16 protein-coding genes are annotated in these 17,086 nt (G+C 44.4%); 9 read left to right on the top strand and 7 right to left on the bottom strand.

Annotated elements, in window-relative coordinates; genetic code table 11:
* Positions 1-12 precede the first annotated feature (12 nt).
* The 5 genes from aceF to ampD form a co-directional block, all read right to left on the bottom strand.
* Positions 13-2,058 carry a pyruvate dehydrogenase complex dihydrolipoyllysine-residue acetyltransferase gene (gene aceF, locus C6Y39_RS01850; RefSeq protein ID WP_105929620.1) on the bottom strand — a complete coding sequence of 682 codons (2,046 nt, stop codon included), beginning with the start codon at positions 2,056-2,058 and terminating at the stop codon, positions 13-15.
* A 21-nt stretch (positions 2,059-2,079) separates the two neighbouring features.
* Positions 2,080-4,755, bottom strand: a complete 2,676-nt coding sequence (gene aceE, locus C6Y39_RS01845; RefSeq protein ID WP_105929619.1) for a pyruvate dehydrogenase (acetyl-transferring), homodimeric type — start codon at positions 4,753-4,755, stop codon at positions 2,080-2,082.
* Positions 4,756-4,962: 207 nt separating this feature from the next.
* The gene (gene pdhR / locus C6Y39_RS01840; RefSeq protein ID WP_024016767.1) at positions 4,963-5,709 is read right to left on the bottom strand and encodes a pyruvate dehydrogenase complex transcriptional repressor PdhR; all 747 of its coding nucleotides are present in this window, start codon (positions 5,707-5,709) and stop codon (positions 4,963-4,965) included.
* 339 nt (positions 5,710-6,048) lie between these two features.
* The gene (ampE, locus tag C6Y39_RS01835) at positions 6,049-6,966 is read right to left on the bottom strand and encodes a beta-lactamase regulator AmpE (protein ID WP_105929618.1); all 918 of its coding nucleotides are present in this window, start codon (positions 6,964-6,966) and stop codon (positions 6,049-6,051) included.
* Between the two features lie 42 nt (positions 6,967-7,008).
* A complete protein-coding gene (gene ampD, locus C6Y39_RS01830; RefSeq protein ID WP_105929617.1) occupies positions 7,009-7,548 on the bottom strand; it encodes a 1,6-anhydro-N-acetylmuramyl-L-alanine amidase AmpD in 540 nt (179 codons plus the stop codon).
* A gap of 216 nt (positions 7,549-7,764) precedes the next feature.
* On the opposite strand from ampD, the gene C6Y39_RS01825 reads away from it, so the two are divergent.
* The 9 genes from C6Y39_RS01825 (at position 7,765) to C6Y39_RS01785 (ending at position 15,261) form a co-directional block, all read left to right on the top strand.
* Positions 7,765-8,283: a retropepsin-like aspartic protease family protein gene (locus tag C6Y39_RS01825; protein WP_105929616.1), complete on the top strand. Its 519-nt coding sequence runs from the start codon at positions 7,765-7,767 to the stop codon at positions 8,281-8,283.
* Between the two features lie 31 nt (positions 8,284-8,314).
* Positions 8,315-9,169, top strand: a complete 855-nt coding sequence (gene nadC / locus C6Y39_RS01820) for a carboxylating nicotinate-nucleotide diphosphorylase (RefSeq protein WP_105929669.1) — start codon at positions 8,315-8,317, stop codon at positions 9,167-9,169.
* Between the two features lie 399 nt (positions 9,170-9,568).
* Entirely contained in the window at positions 9,569-10,018 is a 450-nt protein-coding gene (locus C6Y39_RS01815) for a pilin (RefSeq protein WP_105929615.1), read from the top strand.
* A 75-nt stretch (positions 10,019-10,093) separates the two neighbouring features.
* Positions 10,094-11,302, top strand: coding sequence for a type II secretion system F family protein (locus C6Y39_RS01810; protein WP_105929614.1), 1,209 nt, complete (start codon positions 10,094-10,096; stop codon positions 11,300-11,302).
* 142 nt (positions 11,303-11,444) lie between these two features.
* Positions 11,445-12,350: a prepilin peptidase gene (locus tag C6Y39_RS01805; protein ID WP_105929613.1), complete on the top strand. Its 906-nt coding sequence runs from the start codon at positions 11,445-11,447 to the stop codon at positions 12,348-12,350.
* A 113-nt stretch (positions 12,351-12,463) separates the two neighbouring features.
* A complete protein-coding gene (coaE, locus tag C6Y39_RS01800; RefSeq protein WP_105929612.1) occupies positions 12,464-13,078 on the top strand; it encodes a dephospho-CoA kinase in 615 nt (204 codons plus the stop codon).
* A 223-nt stretch (positions 13,079-13,301) separates the two neighbouring features.
* Entirely contained in the window at positions 13,302-14,054 is a 753-nt protein-coding gene (gene zapD, locus C6Y39_RS01795; protein WP_105929611.1) for a cell division protein ZapD, read from the top strand.
* Between the two features lie 89 nt (positions 14,055-14,143).
* Complete coding sequence (gene yacG, locus C6Y39_RS01790) at positions 14,144-14,371, top strand: DNA gyrase inhibitor YacG (RefSeq protein ID WP_105929610.1); 228 nt, start codon at positions 14,144-14,146, stop codon at positions 14,369-14,371.
* Between the two features lie 17 nt (positions 14,372-14,388).
* Positions 14,389-15,261, top strand: a complete 873-nt coding sequence (locus C6Y39_RS01785) for an aspartoacylase (RefSeq protein WP_105929609.1) — start codon at positions 14,389-14,391, stop codon at positions 15,259-15,261.
* Between the two features lie 149 nt (positions 15,262-15,410).
* Here the strand turns inward: C6Y39_RS01785 and C6Y39_RS01780 are convergent, their stop codons facing one another.
* Both C6Y39_RS01780 and C6Y39_RS01775 read right to left on the bottom strand, forming a co-directional pair.
* Positions 15,411-16,700 carry a methyl-accepting chemotaxis protein gene (locus C6Y39_RS01780; RefSeq protein ID WP_105929608.1) on the bottom strand — a complete coding sequence of 430 codons (1,290 nt, stop codon included), beginning with the start codon at positions 16,698-16,700 and terminating at the stop codon, positions 15,411-15,413.
* 9 nt (positions 16,701-16,709) lie between these two features.
* Positions 16,710-17,078: a response regulator gene (locus C6Y39_RS01775; RefSeq protein WP_105929607.1), complete on the bottom strand. Its 369-nt coding sequence runs from the start codon at positions 17,076-17,078 to the stop codon at positions 16,710-16,712.
* Positions 17,079-17,086 lie beyond the last annotated feature (8 nt).

Here is a 17,086-nt window from a genome sequence, read left to right as displayed (position 1 = left end):
TCGGCCTTTTATTTAAAGTATGATTCTGCGTAAGTCAGTTAGGTTTGCAGCAACCTCAGTAGAGAATCTTGCACCTACCGCACCATCGATTACTCGGTGGTCATAAGACAGGCTTAGCGGCACCATCAAGCGCGGCTCAAACTCTTTACCATTCCACTTAGGCTTCATCTCAGACTTAGATACACCCAATATGGCGACTTCTGGTGCATTTACAATAGGCGTAAACGCTGTACCGCCGATACCACCAAGGCTAGAGATAGTAAATGTACCGCCCTGCATATCCGCTGCTTTAAGCTTACCTTCACGGGCTTTCTTAGATGTTTCGATCAGCTCCCGAGAAAGTTCTTCAATACCTTTTTTATTCACGTCACGAATAACAGGTACAACAAGGCCTCCCGGTGTTTCAACCGCAATACCAATATTGATGAATTTCTTGATGATTAAGCTTTCGCCGTCGTCAGACAGTGACGAGTTGAATACTTCGTATTTCTCAAGGGCTTTTGCTACCGCTTTCATTACGAAAACAAGTGGCGTGATCTTAAGACCAGACTTAATCTTCGCGTGGTAAGCGTTTTGCTCTTTACGGAATTCTTCAACGTCAGTGATATCGGCTTCGTCGAACTGTGTAACGTGCGGAATCGTCGCCCAGTTACGGTGTAAGAACGGCCCAGAGATCTTTTGAATACGAGAAAGTTTCTGTTCTTCAATCTCACCAAACTTGCTGTGATCAACAGGTTTAACCGGTACAATTTGAAGTACGTTGTCGCCTGCTGGCGCACTGCCAGAAGCCGCTGCTGTGCGAGGTTTCGCAAGCTCAGCTTTTACGTAAGCCTGAACGTCTTCTTTCAAGATACGGTTTTTAGGGCCAGAGCCATTAACCTGAGTTAGATCTACACCGAATTCGCGAGCAATTCGGCGTACCGAAGGCGACGCGTGCGCTTTGCCGTTACCTTTTGATTCAGGAGCAGGAGGTACCGGTGAACGACCTTGCGAGGCCTCTTGCTGCGACTCTTGCTTAGGCGTTTCTTGCTTAGGCGCGTCAGCTTGCTTTTCAGCTTTCGGTTCTGATGACGCTTGTGAAGACGAACCACCGCTGGTCTCTAGTTTAACAACCAAAGTACCTTGCTTAACTTTGTCACCGGTTTTGATAAAGACTTCCTTGATAGTACCTGCGTGTGTTGAAGGTACATCCATGGTGGCTTTATCAGTTTCTAGCGTAATTAGGCCGTCTTCTTTTTCAACGGTGTCGCCAACAGACACAAGCACATCAATAACGTCAACTTCACCGTCTTCGCCAATGTCTGGCACTGCTACTTCAATGGTTTCACTGCTTGAAGCATCACTTGACTCTTCTTGCGTCGATTCTTGTTGAGCATCCTGTTGGCTTGAATCTTTGCTTGATGCCGATTCTGACTCCTCTGCGGCCTCGTTTGAAGACGAACCACTTGAACCGCCTTCGCCAGCAATCTCAAGCTTGATCACTACCGTACCTTCTTTAACCTTATCGCCATTACTGATAAGTACTTCCTTTACGGTACCCGCATGGGTTGAAGGAACATCCATGGTCGCTTTATCGGTCTCAAGGGTAATGAGGCCATCTTCTTTTTCGATGGTGTCGCCCACTGAAACCAATACATCGATTACGTCAACTTCATCGTCAGAACCGATATCTGGCACGGCAACTTCAATCACTTCGCTGCCGCCAGAGGCAGCTGGTGCTGCGTCTGATTTACTTTCTTCTTTAGGTGCTTCTTCTTGCTTTGGCGCTTCTTTTTGTGAAGCATCGTCTGAAGATGATTCTTCAGCAGCACTATCGCCACCAGCAACTTTCATTTCACCAATCACATCGCCTTCTTTGATTTTATCGCCTACTGATACAGACAGGCTCACAATCTCACCTTCAAACGGTGCAGGGATGTCCATTGACGCTTTGTCACTTTCAACAGTAACAACGCCTTCATCGGCTTCGATGTTGTCGCCTACGGCAACACATAGCTCGATAACTTCAACTTCGTCGCCACCTACATCGGGTACGATAATCTTTTGAATATCTGACATATGTAAAATACCTTATCTGGCTTACGCGTAAAGTGGGTTAAGTTTTTCAGCGTTAATTTCAAAACGCTTAATGGCTTCTGCTACCACTTTCTTCTCAACGTCACCGCGCTGAGCCAATTCATAAAGTGATGCCACCACAATGTATGACGCATTAACTTCAAAGTGAGTACGCAAGTTTTCACGGCTATCGCTTCGACCAAAACCGTCTGTACCTAGGCAGCGGTATTCAGTGTCGATAAATGCACGTACTTGGTCTGAGTAGTTCTTCACATAGTCAGTGGCAGAAATCGCAGGGCCTGCGTCTTTCGTAATAACCTGACCAATGTAAGGTACTTTTTGTTCAGCTTCTGGGTTTAGCATGTTCCAACGCGCTACGTCTTGACCTTCACGCGCTAGTTCGTTAAACGAGGTCACTGAGTAAACGTCAGAAGACACGTTGTAATCGTCACATAGAATTTGTGCCGCTTTACGTACTTCGTTCAAGATAGTGCCCGAGCCCATCAGCTGTACATTAAGCTTCGACTTGTCGTTTTCAACACGCTCAAGCTTATAGATACCTTTAATAATCTTCTCTTCAATACCCTCTTCTTCAGGCATTGCAGGGTGCTGATAGTTTTCGTTCATCAACGTTAGGTAATAGAAGATATTTTCGTTATTACCGTACATACGACGTAGACCGTCTTGAATGATAACTGCTACTTCGTAACCGTATGTTGGATCGTAAGTAATACAGTTAGGAATAAGGTTTGCCTGAACGTGAGAGTGACCGTCCTGGTGCTGAAGGCCTTCACCGTTAAGGGTTGTTCTACCTGCTGTTGCGCCTAAAAGGAAACCACGTGCTTGGCTATCGCCTGCTGCCCATGCTAAGTCGCCAACACGTTGGAAACCAAACATTGAGTAGTAGATGTAGAACGGAATAGTGGTAGCGTTACACGTTGAGTAAGACGTACCCGACGCAACCCACGATGCCATTGCACCTAGCTCATTAATACCTTCTTGAAGTACTTGGCCTTTCTTATCTTCGCGATAATAAGCTACCTGATCGGCGTCCTGAGGTACGTATTTCTGGCCTTCGTTGGCGTAAATACCTACCTGACGGAACAAGCCTTCCATACCGAAGGTACGGGCTTCATCAGGAATAATTGGCACAATACGCTTACCAATTTTCTTGTCTTTCAGTAGCGCATTTAGTACACGAACAAAGGTCATGGTTGATGAAACTTGACGGTCGCCTGAACCTTTTAAGATAGCGTCAAACGCGCTTAACTCAGGAATTTCAAGCTGCTCTTCGGCTTGCTCACGGCGAGAAGGCAGGTAACCACCTAGTGCTTCGCGACGTGCCCGAAGATACTTCATTTCTTCGCTATCTTCGTCGAATTTGAAGTAAGGTAAGTCAGCAATCTTGTCGTCTGCTACTGGAATATTGAAACGGTCGCGGAATACTTTGATTGACTCAACGTCCATTTTCTTAACGTTGTGCGCTACGTTTTGTGCTTCACCTGATGCACCAAGACCGAAACCTTTAACCGTTTTAGCAAGGATGACTGTTGGACGACCTTTTGTATCAATCGCTTTTTGATATGCTGCGAATACTTTAACTGGGTCGTGACCACCACGGTTCAAACGCCAAATGTCATCATCAGACATGTTCGCCACAAGCGCCGCTGTTTCTGGGTACTTGTTAAAGAAGTTCTCGCGAGTATATTTGCCGCCTTTGGCTTTACAGTTCTGGTATTCACCGTCTACTGTTTCACCCATAAGCTGGATTAGCTTGCCTGATTTATCACGAGCTAGTAGCTCATCCCAGTAGCTGCCCCAAATGACTTTCACTACTTCCCAGCCTGCGCCGCGGAACGTACCTTCAAGTTCTTGGATAATTTTGCCGTTACCACGTACAGGGCCGTCTAGGCGCTGTAGGTTACAGTTAATAACGAACGTTAGGTTGTCTAGGCCTTCGCGAGACGCAAGGCCAATTGCACCCAAGCTTTCTGGCTCATCACACTCACCGTCACCCATGTAGCAGTATACGCGCTGACCTGAGCAGTCTTTAATACCACGATTAGTTAGGTACTTAAGGAAACGTGCTGTGTAAATTGCTTGAAGCGGACCAAGCCCCATAGATACGGTTGGGAACTGCCAGTAGTCTTTCATCAAGTGAGGGTGTGGGTAAGACGATAGACCATCGCCCGCACATTCTTGACGGAAGTTATTCAACTGCTCTTCAGTTAAATTGCCTTCCATGTAAGAACGCGCATAAATTCCTGGAGAAATATGGCCCTGCGCGAAAATAAAGTCGCCGCCTTGGTTTTCATTAGGTGCTTTAAAGAAATGGTTAAAACCTACATCATAAAGCATAGCCGATGATGCGAAGCTACCAATGTGGCCACCAAGCTCTAGATCTTTTTTCGATGCACGCAATACAATCATCAACGCGTTCCAACGAATCGCCGCACGGATGCGCGCTTCGATGGTCAAGTCACCAGGCATTTTTGGTTCTTGCGCTGCTGGGATAGTATTGATGTAGGCAGTAGTAGCGTCATACGGTAAATGCGCTCCGCTGCGACGTGCTTTATCAATAAGTTTTTCGAGTAAATAGTGGGCGCGTTCTACGCCTTCCTCTTCTAAAACCGACTCAAGCGCATCAATCCACTCTTTAGTTTCTTGAGGATCTACATCTTGGTGCATCATATCAGACATGGTGCCATCCTATTTTTTGCTTATATAGAAAATCCTCCCTTAGCATTGCCTCTTATCATAAAGGCGCTAAAAGAAGGAAAACTAAATTACGTTGTACTCACAGTGACCCAATCTGGCTCACCTGCTTTTGCAGTGGCACAGGAAAAAACCTGACCGGCCTCTGCGAATGAATAGCTAACTAGCTCTTTTGAAAGCAAAGCTAAGTAACTAAATTTCTAATCGTCGCAATGCGCGCTGTACACGTGTATCGCGTTGATTAATGGTTAAAAGCGTTTTTTCGATAAACGCCAAATGCGTATTACATGCTTGACGCGCAGCTTCAGGGTCGCGAGATGCAATAGCTTCTACAATTTCACGACGCTGCTTGGCAATGTCTTCCACTGCTTCAGGGTGCGCTGCCAACATGTCAAAATTTCGTTCAATATTGTCCACCAGCATACTTTGCATGGTGCTCATCACATGCAACAGCACCATATTGTGCGATGCTCTTGCCATAATGATGTAAAACTGACCTAGCGCCTCTGCTTGAGCACGTTTACTTTCATGGGCTTTGGGCGTAGGCACGTCATTTAATGCTTGCTTTAATGCCTCATAGTCTTCTGGTTGACCGCGAAGCGCCGCGTAATAAGCCGCCATTCCTTCAAGGGCGTGACGAAATTCAAGCAAATCAAACTGAGTTTCAGGGCGCTGACTCACTAAGTCCATCAGCGGGTCGGTCATGGCAGAATTAAGGTTGCGATTTACAAATGTACCGCCGCCTTGCTTGCGCTCTACCAATCCGCGTGCCTGTAGATTGCCAATGGCCTCTCTCAACGAAGGTCGAGAAACATCGAATTCAAGCGCAAGCTCTCTTTCTGGCGGCAGTTTTTGACCCGCCAACAAGGTACCGTCGAGTATCATTGACTCGAGTTGCTCGGTAATTACATCAGAGAGTTTTTTTCGCTGCTGCCGCATGCGTTGCACTTATCCTTTAATTTAAACCAGCGCTGATATAACAGCAGTGAATGTAAAAAATAATCAGAGATAATTATTCCACAGCCACAATTGGTAATACCATTTTACCTATCTAGTTTAAGACAGATCGATTTCGAGGTAAATACTCACAAGCATAGCAAACACAGTGAGAATTGCTGCGTGTTAAGCTTTATTGTTGAATTTGTTAAGAAAAGCGCAACAATCAGAACTGGTCTGATGAGGCGAAACAAAGGAATGATGAGACGCGAAGGGTTTGATCTGTCTACAAATTATAAACAGACCAAACATTTGGCACTTATTAAATGTTAAAAATATTGGCTATGCCAAGCTACCTACAAGTGTTAAAGCCGAGGTAATGGCTAGCAGAAAAATAACATTACGTTTTGCTAACTTTACAAGCACCTTGGGCTCTACTGCTGCATTTTCAGCCTGTAGCTGCTGTTCATCTGGCGTGAGCACCTCGGCTTTTGAGGAAATTTTTGTCAGCACATCGTATGCAGAAACATCGAATTGAAGGGCATATTTTAGCCACTCTGGAAGCGCTCGGGAAAAATGTCCCATCATCAACATACCGAAGGCCGTTATCCGGACAGGAATATAATCTAGCGCAAACATGAGCCTACCTGCGGCCACCTTTAAAGGATGATTAGCATCACACAATGCTTCCGTTGTGCTTCGACTTAAGCTATAGAACAACGCCCCCGGTGCACCAAAGGCGATAAACCACAACATCACTGCTGCATAATGCTGATAGTTAAGCCAAGTAAGATGTTGACCAAAGCTTTTACCTTCTGCTCCGGCAGTGCCGTCACTGTCTGTTTGACTGCCGCAATGCCCTAATTGATCGGTATACATACTGCATGCCTGAAGATCGCCCCGGTCAGCAGCATTAAGAAAATTCTTGTAGACCGCCCTCAATACCGGGCAGCCAATACAAATAAACAATACTATGCTCTGTTCAATAAAGGTGAGAAATGCCCCAAGCAACCAATATTCAATGGCCCCAAGCAGCACTGCTGGAAGTAAGAGAGAGAAATAAAGTGCCGCAGAGGGAGCGGATGGCCTTTCTTCATTAGTTTCCCTCTCACTTTCTTCTTCACTATTTTTAAGCTTTAGCAGACCTTTATCGTGAAGAAAGTCACGATATTGAGCGGCATACTTTTCGATATGCCAATTCGGTGTTTTGGTTATCAACCGTTCAAGACTGAGAACTAATAGCAAGCTCATTAACATCATAGGTATTGTGTTTCCTTGTTCCTGCGGCGGACCTGAGTTTTATTACGAAAGCCCAGCAACGCGCATTCTGTACCTTGCCCAATCAAATGCCTCGCCCGGATCAGTTTTTCGACCAGGCGCAATATCATTATGACCTACGATACGCCCTAAAGTGATCCGAGGATAGTGCCTTGTAATGAATTCCGTGAGTTCACCGAGTGCTTTATACTGCGCATCGGTAAAGGGCAAGGTATCTGTACCTTCTAGTTCAATACCAATGGCGTAATCATTACAGCGGCTACGGCCCTGAAATGAAGATACACCTGCATGCCATGCCCGCTGCTCGAAAGGTACAAATTGTTCTATTTCGCCGGTTCGATATATCACGCAGTGAGCGGAAACCCGTAAACCAGCAATTTCTTTATAAAAAGGATGTTCTTCTGGATTTAGCGTGCCAGTAAACAATTGTCGAATGCCAGGCGTACCAAATTGTGAAGGCGGCAGTGAGATATTGTGTATGACTAGTAGGCTTACGTCTGTGCCGTCAGGACGGGCGTCGAAATGCGGGCTCGATGTGTAGCGAGCGTTATTGTAGAGCACCATGATATTTGCTTCGATAATTGATTTTCTGCGTAGTAGCCTACATTGTATAGGTTTATAAGTGTATAGAGCTATAAAAGCTTCCAGTGATTTGGACCAGTTTATTTAGTCAATGGTCTGGGCAAATAATTAAGCCTGGCCCTAGACTTTCGCTTAGGCCTTTGCAGAAAAACCGACTGTTTAAGGTATAATGCACACCATGAATAGAAAGGGTTAAGCATGAATGAACAACAAGACCCGACAACATCAACGGGCAAATGGATGGTGGCGCTTGCCTGGATTTGCGGCTTTGGGCTACTGGTTTTTGTCTTCTCAGATTTGCTAGAAAAACAAATCAACCCCAATACCGAACCAACATCCGAGCGTATTGGTTCCCAAACCGAGGTCCGTCTTAAGCAAAATCGCCAAGGTCACTATGTAACATCAGGTTATATCAATGGCGAAGAGGTTGTATTTCTTGTGGATACCGGCGCGACCGACGTGGCCGTACCCGCTCACCTGGCAAATAAACTGCAGCTCAAAGCAGGGCGTGAAGGGTTAGCCAGCACAGCCAATGGCGTAGTGAGAGTTGTCGAATCGACCATTAATACGTTGCGCATAGGTGAAATTGTGGTGCGCGATGTAAAAGCAAACTTAAACCCCGGTATGCAAGATGACCATATACTGCTTGGAATGAGCGTTCTTCGCCAATTAGAGTTTACTCAGCGCGGAGATTGGTTAATATTGCGTACCCTTTAAGTAGACCATAACACAGATCACAGCGATGAAGATGACATCACCAGACATGCAAGCAATTCGAGAGCAAGTATCTAACGCGCTTGTTGAAGATCTTGGCGGCGAGCTAAATGCCGCGAACGACATTACCGCAAACTTGATAGATGAGAGCGTTAATGCAAAAGCCACTATTATTACGCGGGAGCCTTGCGTTGTTTGCGGGATCGCATGGGCAAACCAGGCGTTTGCGCTTATCGATGAGTCTGTATCGCTAACCTGGCATGTAAAAGACGGTGATAAGGTTGAAGCCGACACCGTTCTGGTGAGTTTAGAGGGCTCTGCTCGAGCCATATTGACTGCTGAACGCACGGCACTTAACTTTTTGCAGACCCTATCAGCCACTGCAACCGTAACCGCGTTTTACGCTAAATTCTTAGCTGGCTCTAATACTAAAATTCTAGATACCCGCAAAACCTTGCCCGGCCTTCGCTATGCACAGAAATACGCAGTGCGCTGTGGCGGTGGTCAAAACCATCGTGTTGGCCTGTTCGACGCTTTTCTGATTAAAGAGAACCACATCTTTTCTTGCGGCAATATTGAAAAAGCTGTTAGCAGAGCGAAGTCGATGATGCCGGGTAAGCCTGTTGAAGTAGAAGTAGAGAATTTGGAAGAACTTGAGCAAGCCCTATCTGCAGGTGCAGATATTGTAATGCTAGATAACTTTTCTAACGAACAGATCCAACAGGCAGTAGCGCTTAATAAAGGTCAATGTAAACTGGAAGTATCAGGAAACATCACTGATGAACGACTGGCATCACTTGCACAACTAGGTGTAGATTACATCTCATCTGGCGCTTTAACTAAACATGTTCAGGCGATTGATTTGTCGCTGCGGATTACTTTGTCTTAGTAGTAGAGTTTATAAAGGCGTTTTAGACAGCTAACTAGGTGCCAACACCTTAGTTTGTAGCGAAGCAGAAAAGCGTGAGTTGTAGTATGGCCATAGATACGACAACTCGCGCAAATCCCCAGTTATTTCTCGTCATGTTTCTCTGTGTATAAATGGATATACATAGCTAAGTCATTAAGATTTATACGAAAGTTTAAGTAAACAGGCCTGCCATGGGCTAGCGAACCATGTCATACTGCAAAAGCTAGACATACGTATATTCGCTTATACTTGTCAGTACCAAATAAAATTCTATACTGAGTATCAAGTACCAGGGGCGTTGAAAAGGACGACTCGGGTATAAACGTCAATTTGAATTAGATTTAACTTAGCGTGTTATACGCGTCCCGGAGAAAAACCATGATGAACATGAATACTAAAAACCAAAAGGGTTTCACCCTAATCGAACTAATGATTGTTGTTGCCATTATCGGTATCCTTGCAGCAATCGCGTTGCCTGCGTATCAGAACTACACGCAAAAAGCGCGTTTTACTGAAGTTACTAATGCGACGGCAGCAGCAAAAACGGCTGTAGAAATCTGTGCTCAGACTGTTGACGATACCTTAGCGAACTGTGATGGCGGTTCTAACGGAATTCCAACAGATATTACTACCGCTACTAATGGCTACACAACTGCAATGGTACTAGTGTCAACTTCTAATGGAGCTATCGTTGCAACCGCATCAGCTGATTCTGGCGTAACGCAATCAGACGGCACTACCCCTGCGACCTATACTCTTACACCTGCTGTAGGCGGAAACGGTAACGTTACGTGGACTGCTACTTGCAACCCTACAACTCTTTGCTAGGTCTAGTTGCCAACGTTTGAAACCATAAAACCCAGTTTTTGACTGGGTTTTTTAATTTTTTTTGGATTAAAGTTTATGGCAAAAGCAGCTACTGTATTCACTTGGCAGGGAAAAGATCGTAACGGTCAAGCTCGCAAAGGCGAAATTTCAGCTACTTCGCTCTCAGAAGCAAAAAATCTACTCCGTCGCCAAGGAATTTCTGCGAATAAAGTAAAAAAACTCGCAACACCTCTGTTTGGCGGCGCCAAGAAAATTACCCCCGCTGATATTTCTGTTATTTCACGGCAAATTGCTACCATGCTGGCCGCTGGTGTAACCCTTATTCAATCCCTGGAAATGATCGCGCAAGGTCACGCTAACCCGTCAATGCGCAAATTGCTTGGCGAAATTACTGAAGAAGTTAAATCAGGTAATCCGCTATCTTCTGCATTGAGAAAACACCCCCTCTATTTTGATGATTTATACTGTGACTTGGTTTATACCGGTGAACAGTCGGGTGCCCTTGAAACCATCTATGACCGAATTGCCACCTATAAAGAAAAAGCTGAAGCACTAAAATCAAAAATCAAGAAAGCGATGTTCTACCCAATCGCCGTTTTGGTTGTTGCTTTTATTGTTACAACTATATTGCTTATTTTCGTTGTGCCCCAGTTTGAAGAAATCTTCAGTAGTTTTGGCGCTGAGCTGCCCGCGTTTACCGTATTTGTGCTTGGGATTTCGCGTTTTGTGCAAGACTACGGTATTTTTATCGCCATGGGTGTGGCTGCTGCAGGCTTTATGTTTGTGCGTGCTCATAGGCGCAGCCAAAAGTTACGCGATAGTGTAGACCGCAACATTTTAAAAATTCCGGTTATTGGCGAAATACTGAAAAAAGCCAGTATCGCTCGTTTTACCCGCACTTTGGCCACTACCTTTGCGGCAGGTGTTCCGCTAATTGGTGCACTTGAATCGGCCGCTGGGGCTTCCGGCAACGCAGTTTACCGAGACGCGATACTATATATTCGTAAAGAAGTGGCTGGCGGTATGCCTATGCATGTTGCTATGCGCGCTACCCAAGTATTCCCCGACATGGTGACCCAGATGATTGCCATTGGTGAGGAGTCCGGTGCCGTAGACGAAATGCTAAGCAAGATAGCCACCATTTACGAAGCTGAAGTTGATGACATGGTAGACGGTTTAACCAGTTTGCTTGAACCTATGATCATGGCGGTACTGGGTGTAGTTATCGGTGGCCTGATTGTGGCTATGTACTTACCTATATTCGAAATGGGTAACGTGGTATAACGTACGAAAGCAAAATTATAAATACCCTTAGCTTAAAGCACATAAATTGAATTTAGCTAAAGCGCCTGCTAACGGCGCTTTATAATAGGCTAAACGCCAAGCCCTTTATCGACCATTAATAAAATTAAAAGACCTACACTTCATGGATGCCATCATAACGCTTAGCCAGCTCTACCCCGCTATTTTCTATTGCCTTGTTTTCCTTGTAAGCCTAATGGTGGGCAGCTTTTTAAATGTAGTAATTTACCGTTTGCCTATCATGATGGAGCGCAGCTGGCAGCAAGAGTATGAAAGCTATTTTAGCGATAGCGGAAATGAGGGTATTTCCACATCTGCTAATGATAAATCAGCCACGCCAGACGAGCCTTTTAACCTTATAAAACCCGACAGTACCTGCCCAAGCTGCGGTCATAAAATTCGTGCGTGGGAAAATATTCCTGTTATCAGCTACCTGTTTTTAAAAGGTAAATGCGCGGAATGTAAAACCGGGATTTCAATTCGCTACCCGCTTGTTGAGCTTTTCACAGCAATAGCTTGTACATTCGCGGCCTATCAGTTTGGCGTTACGTCTCAAGCGCTGTGGGCTGTCGCGTTCACCTATGTGCTTGTTGCACTGCTATTTATCGATTTAGACAAAATGTTACTGCCCGACCAGCTCACCCTTCCTCTGCTTTGGCTTGGGCTACTGTTGAGCACTCAAAACATTTTTGTTGGTACGACCGATGCTATTATTGGCGCAGCGGCAGGCTATTTAAGTTTATGGTCGGTATATTGGCTGTTTAAGCTGGTTACAGGCAAGGAAGGCATGGGTTACGGCGACTTTAAATTGTTAGCTGCACTCGGGGCATTTACCGGCTGGCAAGGGCTGCCCGTTATTATATTACTGTCATCACTTGTTGGCGCGATTGCAGGTATTCTGATCATGATTATTCAAAACAAAGGAAAGTCGCTAGCTATTCCTTTTGGCCCTTATCTCGCTGTAGCTGGATGGTTAACCCTGTTGTTTAAACACGAAATTATTACCACGTATTTAGACTATGTGCTTTGATTCACTCCGTACTTTTACTAATTGCTTTAACTCGGAGCTTTAATTCAGTGCTTTAACTCAGTGCTTTAACTCAACAGCATGGCTAAGAGCATTCATCCCAAGGTTATATAGAAATGACAACACCACATCAACCGTTTGTAGTTGGCCTAACCGGCGGTATAGGCAGCGGTAAATCAGGAGCCACAGCATACTTTGAAAAGCTGGGTATCGATATTGTTGACGCTGATGAAGTAGCACGTGATGTGGTAGCGCTTGGCTCTGAAGGCCTAAAAGAAATAGAAAATCGCTTTGGAAATAGCATTCTACTAGAAGATGGCAATCTTAATCGCGCCGCGCTTCGTGAAAAAGTATTTTCCGACATCAATGAAAAAAACTGGCTGAACAATTTACTACACCCACTCATTCGCTTGCGCATGCAGCACCTTATTAGTGAATCGACCAGCCCTTACTGCATTTTATCTGTGCCCCTACTTGTTGAAAACAAGCTCACGGAAATGTGTAACTACGTGGTTGTTGTAGACTGCCCTGAAACAATGCAGCTTGAGCGTGCTTTAAAGCGGGATGGAAGTACAGAAGAAACCATTAGAAATATCATGGCTTCTCAAGCCACACGAAACGAGCGAATTGAAGCAGCTGATACGGTTTTAGATAACAGTACAACACTATCTGCACTTTCTGCACAAATTGCAGACCTCCACAACACGCTGCTGGCATTATCATCTGATTAAGTGCTTATGACGCGATATCCACAGAAATAATAACTTCCCCCCCAGTCTAATAGCAGTTTTTGAAACTTTTTTGAACAAATAACGTCAAACAAAAGATTTGTCCTACAAGTGTGCTTGGCTTAAACGCATTGATGCTTTAGGCTTAACGCAACTTACTGTTCGGTTTCAATTTTGGTGCGTCTCTCGTGCCAATTCTCTACATCAACGTGTTTTAAGGGGTTTCATGGGTAACGCTGTTTTCGAATTTCCGCTAAAGGAAAAAGTACGTAACTATCTACGTGTTGAGCAGCTGCTTGGACAACTTAAGATAACGGCGAAGTCCGAGCATACCCATTTACAGCTTGTTTTTTTTGAACAGCTTTTCGAACTGCTAGATTTAATTGAACGGTTAGATTTGCGCTCAGATTTAACTAAAGATCTCGACGCCCACGAAAAGAACTTAGTGTACTGGTCAAAGCATCCGAAAATTGATAGTACAGCATTAGAACAAGCCTTAAAGACCGTTTTAACTTTAAAGCAAAAGCTAAAAACAGATCGTCGATTTGGCAGTTCCCTTAAAGATGACAAACTGTTAAGCGCTATTCGTCAACGCTTTGCTATTCCCGGTGGCGCGTGTAGTTTCGATTTACCTAACCTGCATTTTTGGTTGCAGCAACCGTTAGAGCAGCGTCAAACAGAAATAACGCAATGGTTAGAAACGCTAGGTCTACTAGATGATGCCATTGCTGTAAGCCTTTCCTTTATACGCGAGCGTGGTCAGTTTGTTGAAGTCGTTGCCGATAACGGGTTTTACCAAGGCGCAGCCGAAGACAAAAACGAGCTTATTCGGGTAAAATGCAGCGTAGATGGGGGGTATTACCCTACCCTGAGCGGAAACAAATATCGTTATGCACTGCGCTTTATGAACTTTGCTCCTGAAGATGGGCAAAATGGCGCTGTCGAAGACAGTATTCAGTTTCGTTTAGCAGCCTGTTAAACTTCATACAATCTCTATTTATTGGTTATTCGTTGGGCTGTAAAGCCAACGATATTAGCCTTATATAAGGTATTACACTGGAGCGAACTATGGAAGTGAAATGTCCAATTTGTGCCAAGCAAGTAGTTTGGGCACCAACAAGCGAATACCGCCCTTTTTGCAGCAAAAAATGTCAGCTTATCGATTTGGGTGAATGGGCTGCTGAAGACAGAAAAATAGCAGGAAAGCCTGCCGAAGATGCAACACCCAAGGATTTTGATGTCGAAGAAATAGAAGCCATGTTGGCTCAACAATCTGACGACTTCTTCAAGCATTAATTATACAAGGAAACGCAATGTTTAATTCTATCGCTCTTGTTGGTGGTACTCATGGAAATGAAACCAGCGGTATTCAGCTTATTCGCAATTGGCAACAGTTTGGCTTGCCGTCGCGATTCAATGTATTAAGCGTTTCTTTGACAATTGCAAATGAAGCAGCGCTTGAAGCAAACGTGCGGTTTGTGGAAGAAGATTTAAACCGTCAGTTTACCTTTGAGCGTTTAGCCAGTAATAACCCAGCCAAAGAAGCGATACTTGCAAAATCTCTAAATGAAAAACTTGGCCCAAAAGGCAATTCAAATACCGACTTTGTTATTGATATTCACAACACCACCAGCGAAATGGGTGCCACGCTGATTATTCTAGAAGCGGATGAATTTCACACTCAGCTAGCGCGATTCGTCAAACAGCGAATGCCAGAAGCAAATATTCTGGTGGAAGACGAGAAGCCTTACCTTGACCACGGTTACTTGTGTACTACGGGTAAAAAAGGCGTAATGATTGAAGTGGGCGGGCAGCCCCAAGGCGTGTTAAGAGAAGATGTTTACCTTTTAACGCAAACCATGGCAGAAGCCGTTTTAGATTTCTGTATTGCTTACAATAATCAAGAGATAAAAACAGACGCACTGCCGGCCTGTGAGGCGTTTCGCTTAGGTGAAAATGTCGGTTTCCCTTTGGATGACAATGGCAAGCGCACCGCTATGATCCACCATGCATTGCAAGACAACGACTTTGAGCCACTCTTGCCTGGCATGCCCATGTTCAGAACTTTTGACGGCAAAGACATCCTGTGGGATAGTGAGAACGAAACTTATCCTCACTTCATAAATGAAGCCGCCTATTTTAAATTGGACGTTGCGTTCGCCACGTCTGAACGTATTACCCTGTAATCAGTATAGGGTTATTCCTCAGCTACTTTCAAAAACTAACGCCTTAAAACTAACTGGCGATATCATAAACAGAGCGAAAACGCGTTTAGGGTTACATCAACAAATGCCAGTCAAAAATTGACTGGCATTTGTTGTTATACCAGAGCTTGTTAAAAAAGCTCTATCTTAGGCTCGCGAGCTTCTTCGAACTCATTTTTCTCCCCAGGCGAGGATTCGTTTATATCAAAGTGAATTTTTCTTTGGTCTTCCATCACATACTTTTCAAACATTTCTTTAGTGCTTAAGTTAAACGACTCGTCAAAATGTTCGCGATTATTAATATAAGACGAAAACTGTCCAAACAAACTTACAATAGCATCTTGCTCTAGTTTCACGTGCTCGGTACGCTGGCGAATAATATCCTGGAATTGAATTTTCGCGATTGCTCCACTGACCTTTAAAGCCACCTCTGTTGCACTTTGCGAAAAACACGCCAGCATCTTAGGATTAAGTTCTTCTAATACACGATAGTGTGTCGTTATATTTTCCAGCGATTCAGAAAACCCAGTTAATAATTCACACGTATCGTTCGCACGTGTTGAATTAAGCATTTTTTCACCTTGAACATGTGCAGCGTCCAGCGCTGATTTTATTCCTGACTCTATTTTTTCAGCCGCTTCTGAAGACTGTGACGATAATATACGTACCTGTTCAGCTACCACAGCAAACCCGCGGCCATATTCGCCAGCACGCGCTGCTTCAATTGCCGCATTGAGCGCTAACAAGTTGGTTTGGGACGCAATATTTTTTACCAGTTCGGTAAGCTCTTTAAGATTTTCAACCTCACGCATTACCCCTTGAATAGCTTCAGTATCTGCAATTTGTTGCGCTCGCTGCGTGCTGATCATTTCTTTTATATTGGAGAGGCGCTCAGCTGCAATTTTAAATTCGTCGGCACTTTTTTCTTTACAACTTATGGCATTTTTCTGACCTAATTCAACATTATCTATACTGTCTTGAATACTGCTTTCAATTTCGTACAGCGCTTTCATTAGCTCCATCGATGCATCTTCAGTTATTGCACTTATTCCATCCATTTGCCCTTTTAATATGGCTACATAATCATTAACTTGAGAATGGGTTTCGCCTAACTGCATTGAGGTCTCTTGCAAATAGCTTTCTTGGCTACTTAATTTGGCAGCAAAAATGCGGCTTTGTCGATTTACATACCAAGGCATAAAGGCCATCACTGCTAAAAGAGTGACACAAACTCCCGCATGCACGCCCACAATATCAATAGGAAGACTCAGCGACCCTATTACCCCTACAACTGCCACGGTCATCAGCCCGCACCAAAGTAAAAGCGAATCCTGCATGCTACCTGTCTTTTCCTTAAGCACTTTTATTTTCTCAGCGAGCACTGTTTCGTAATACTGCTTTGCTTTTTCAAGTACTTTCATATTTTTACCTTATGCAGTTGGTACCAACTGCTTTACTACACCTAACAATTGCTCTGGCTCAACGGGTTTGACGAGCCATCCTGTAGCGCCTGCCGCTTTCGCTTCTTGTCGACGACTTTGCTGCGATTCCGTTGTTAACATCAACATGGGGGTAAATCTAAATTTGGATTGCTGCTTTAATGTTTTTATTAACTCGATGCCATTCATACCTGGCATGTTTAAATCCGTAATAATCAACTTGGGCGATATTGATTCAAGTGCTGTCATAGCCGCTTCAGCACTTTCTGATTTTGTTACTGTATAGCCTGCCCGTTTAAGCAGCATTTCCATACTCATTAGCATGGTTGCTGAATCATCTACTAAGTGTATTGCGCTCATTGCATTAC

Origin of the sequence: Alteromonas gracilis (assembly GCF_002993325.1) — a bacterium.
GTDB classification, from domain to species: domain Bacteria; phylum Pseudomonadota; class Gammaproteobacteria; order Enterobacterales; family Alteromonadaceae; genus Alteromonas; species Alteromonas gracilis.
This window is presented reverse-complemented; position numbering and strand designations above follow the sequence as displayed.

Coding starts and splice junctions, on each gene's coding strand:
- aceF (WP_105929620.1), bottom strand. CDS start 2,058: ATGTCAGATATTCAAAAGATTATCGTACCCGATGTAGGTGGCGACGAA.
- aceE (WP_105929619.1), bottom strand. CDS start 4,755: ATGTCTGATATGATGCACCAAGATGTAGATCCTCAAGAAACTAAAGAG.
- pdhR (WP_024016767.1), bottom strand. CDS start 5,709: ATGCGGCAGCAGCGAAAAAAACTCTCTGATGTAATTACCGAGCAACTC.
- ampE (WP_105929618.1), bottom strand. CDS start 6,966: ATGATGTTAATGAGCTTGCTATTAGTTCTCAGTCTTGAACGGTTGATA.
- ampD (WP_105929617.1), bottom strand. CDS start 7,548: ATGGTGCTCTACAATAACGCTCGCTACACATCGAGCCCGCATTTCGAC.
- C6Y39_RS01825 (WP_105929616.1), top strand. CDS start 7,765: ATGAATGAACAACAAGACCCGACAACATCAACGGGCAAATGGATGGTG.
- nadC (WP_105929669.1), top strand. CDS start 8,315: ATGACATCACCAGACATGCAAGCAATTCGAGAGCAAGTATCTAACGCG.
- C6Y39_RS01815 (WP_105929615.1), top strand. CDS start 9,569: ATGATGAACATGAATACTAAAAACCAAAAGGGTTTCACCCTAATCGAA.
- C6Y39_RS01810 (WP_105929614.1), top strand. CDS start 10,094: ATGGCAAAAGCAGCTACTGTATTCACTTGGCAGGGAAAAGATCGTAAC.
- C6Y39_RS01805 (WP_105929613.1), top strand. CDS start 11,445: ATGGATGCCATCATAACGCTTAGCCAGCTCTACCCCGCTATTTTCTAT.
- coaE (WP_105929612.1), top strand. CDS start 12,464: ATGACAACACCACATCAACCGTTTGTAGTTGGCCTAACCGGCGGTATA.
- zapD (WP_105929611.1), top strand. CDS start 13,302: ATGGGTAACGCTGTTTTCGAATTTCCGCTAAAGGAAAAAGTACGTAAC.
- yacG (WP_105929610.1), top strand. CDS start 14,144: ATGGAAGTGAAATGTCCAATTTGTGCCAAGCAAGTAGTTTGGGCACCA.
- C6Y39_RS01785 (WP_105929609.1), top strand. CDS start 14,389: ATGTTTAATTCTATCGCTCTTGTTGGTGGTACTCATGGAAATGAAACC.
- C6Y39_RS01780 (WP_105929608.1), bottom strand. CDS start 16,700: ATGAAAGTACTTGAAAAAGCAAAGCAGTATTACGAAACAGTGCTCGCT.
- C6Y39_RS01775 (WP_105929607.1), bottom strand. CDS start 17,078: ATGAGCGCAATACACTTAGTAGATGATTCAGCAACCATGCTAATGAGT.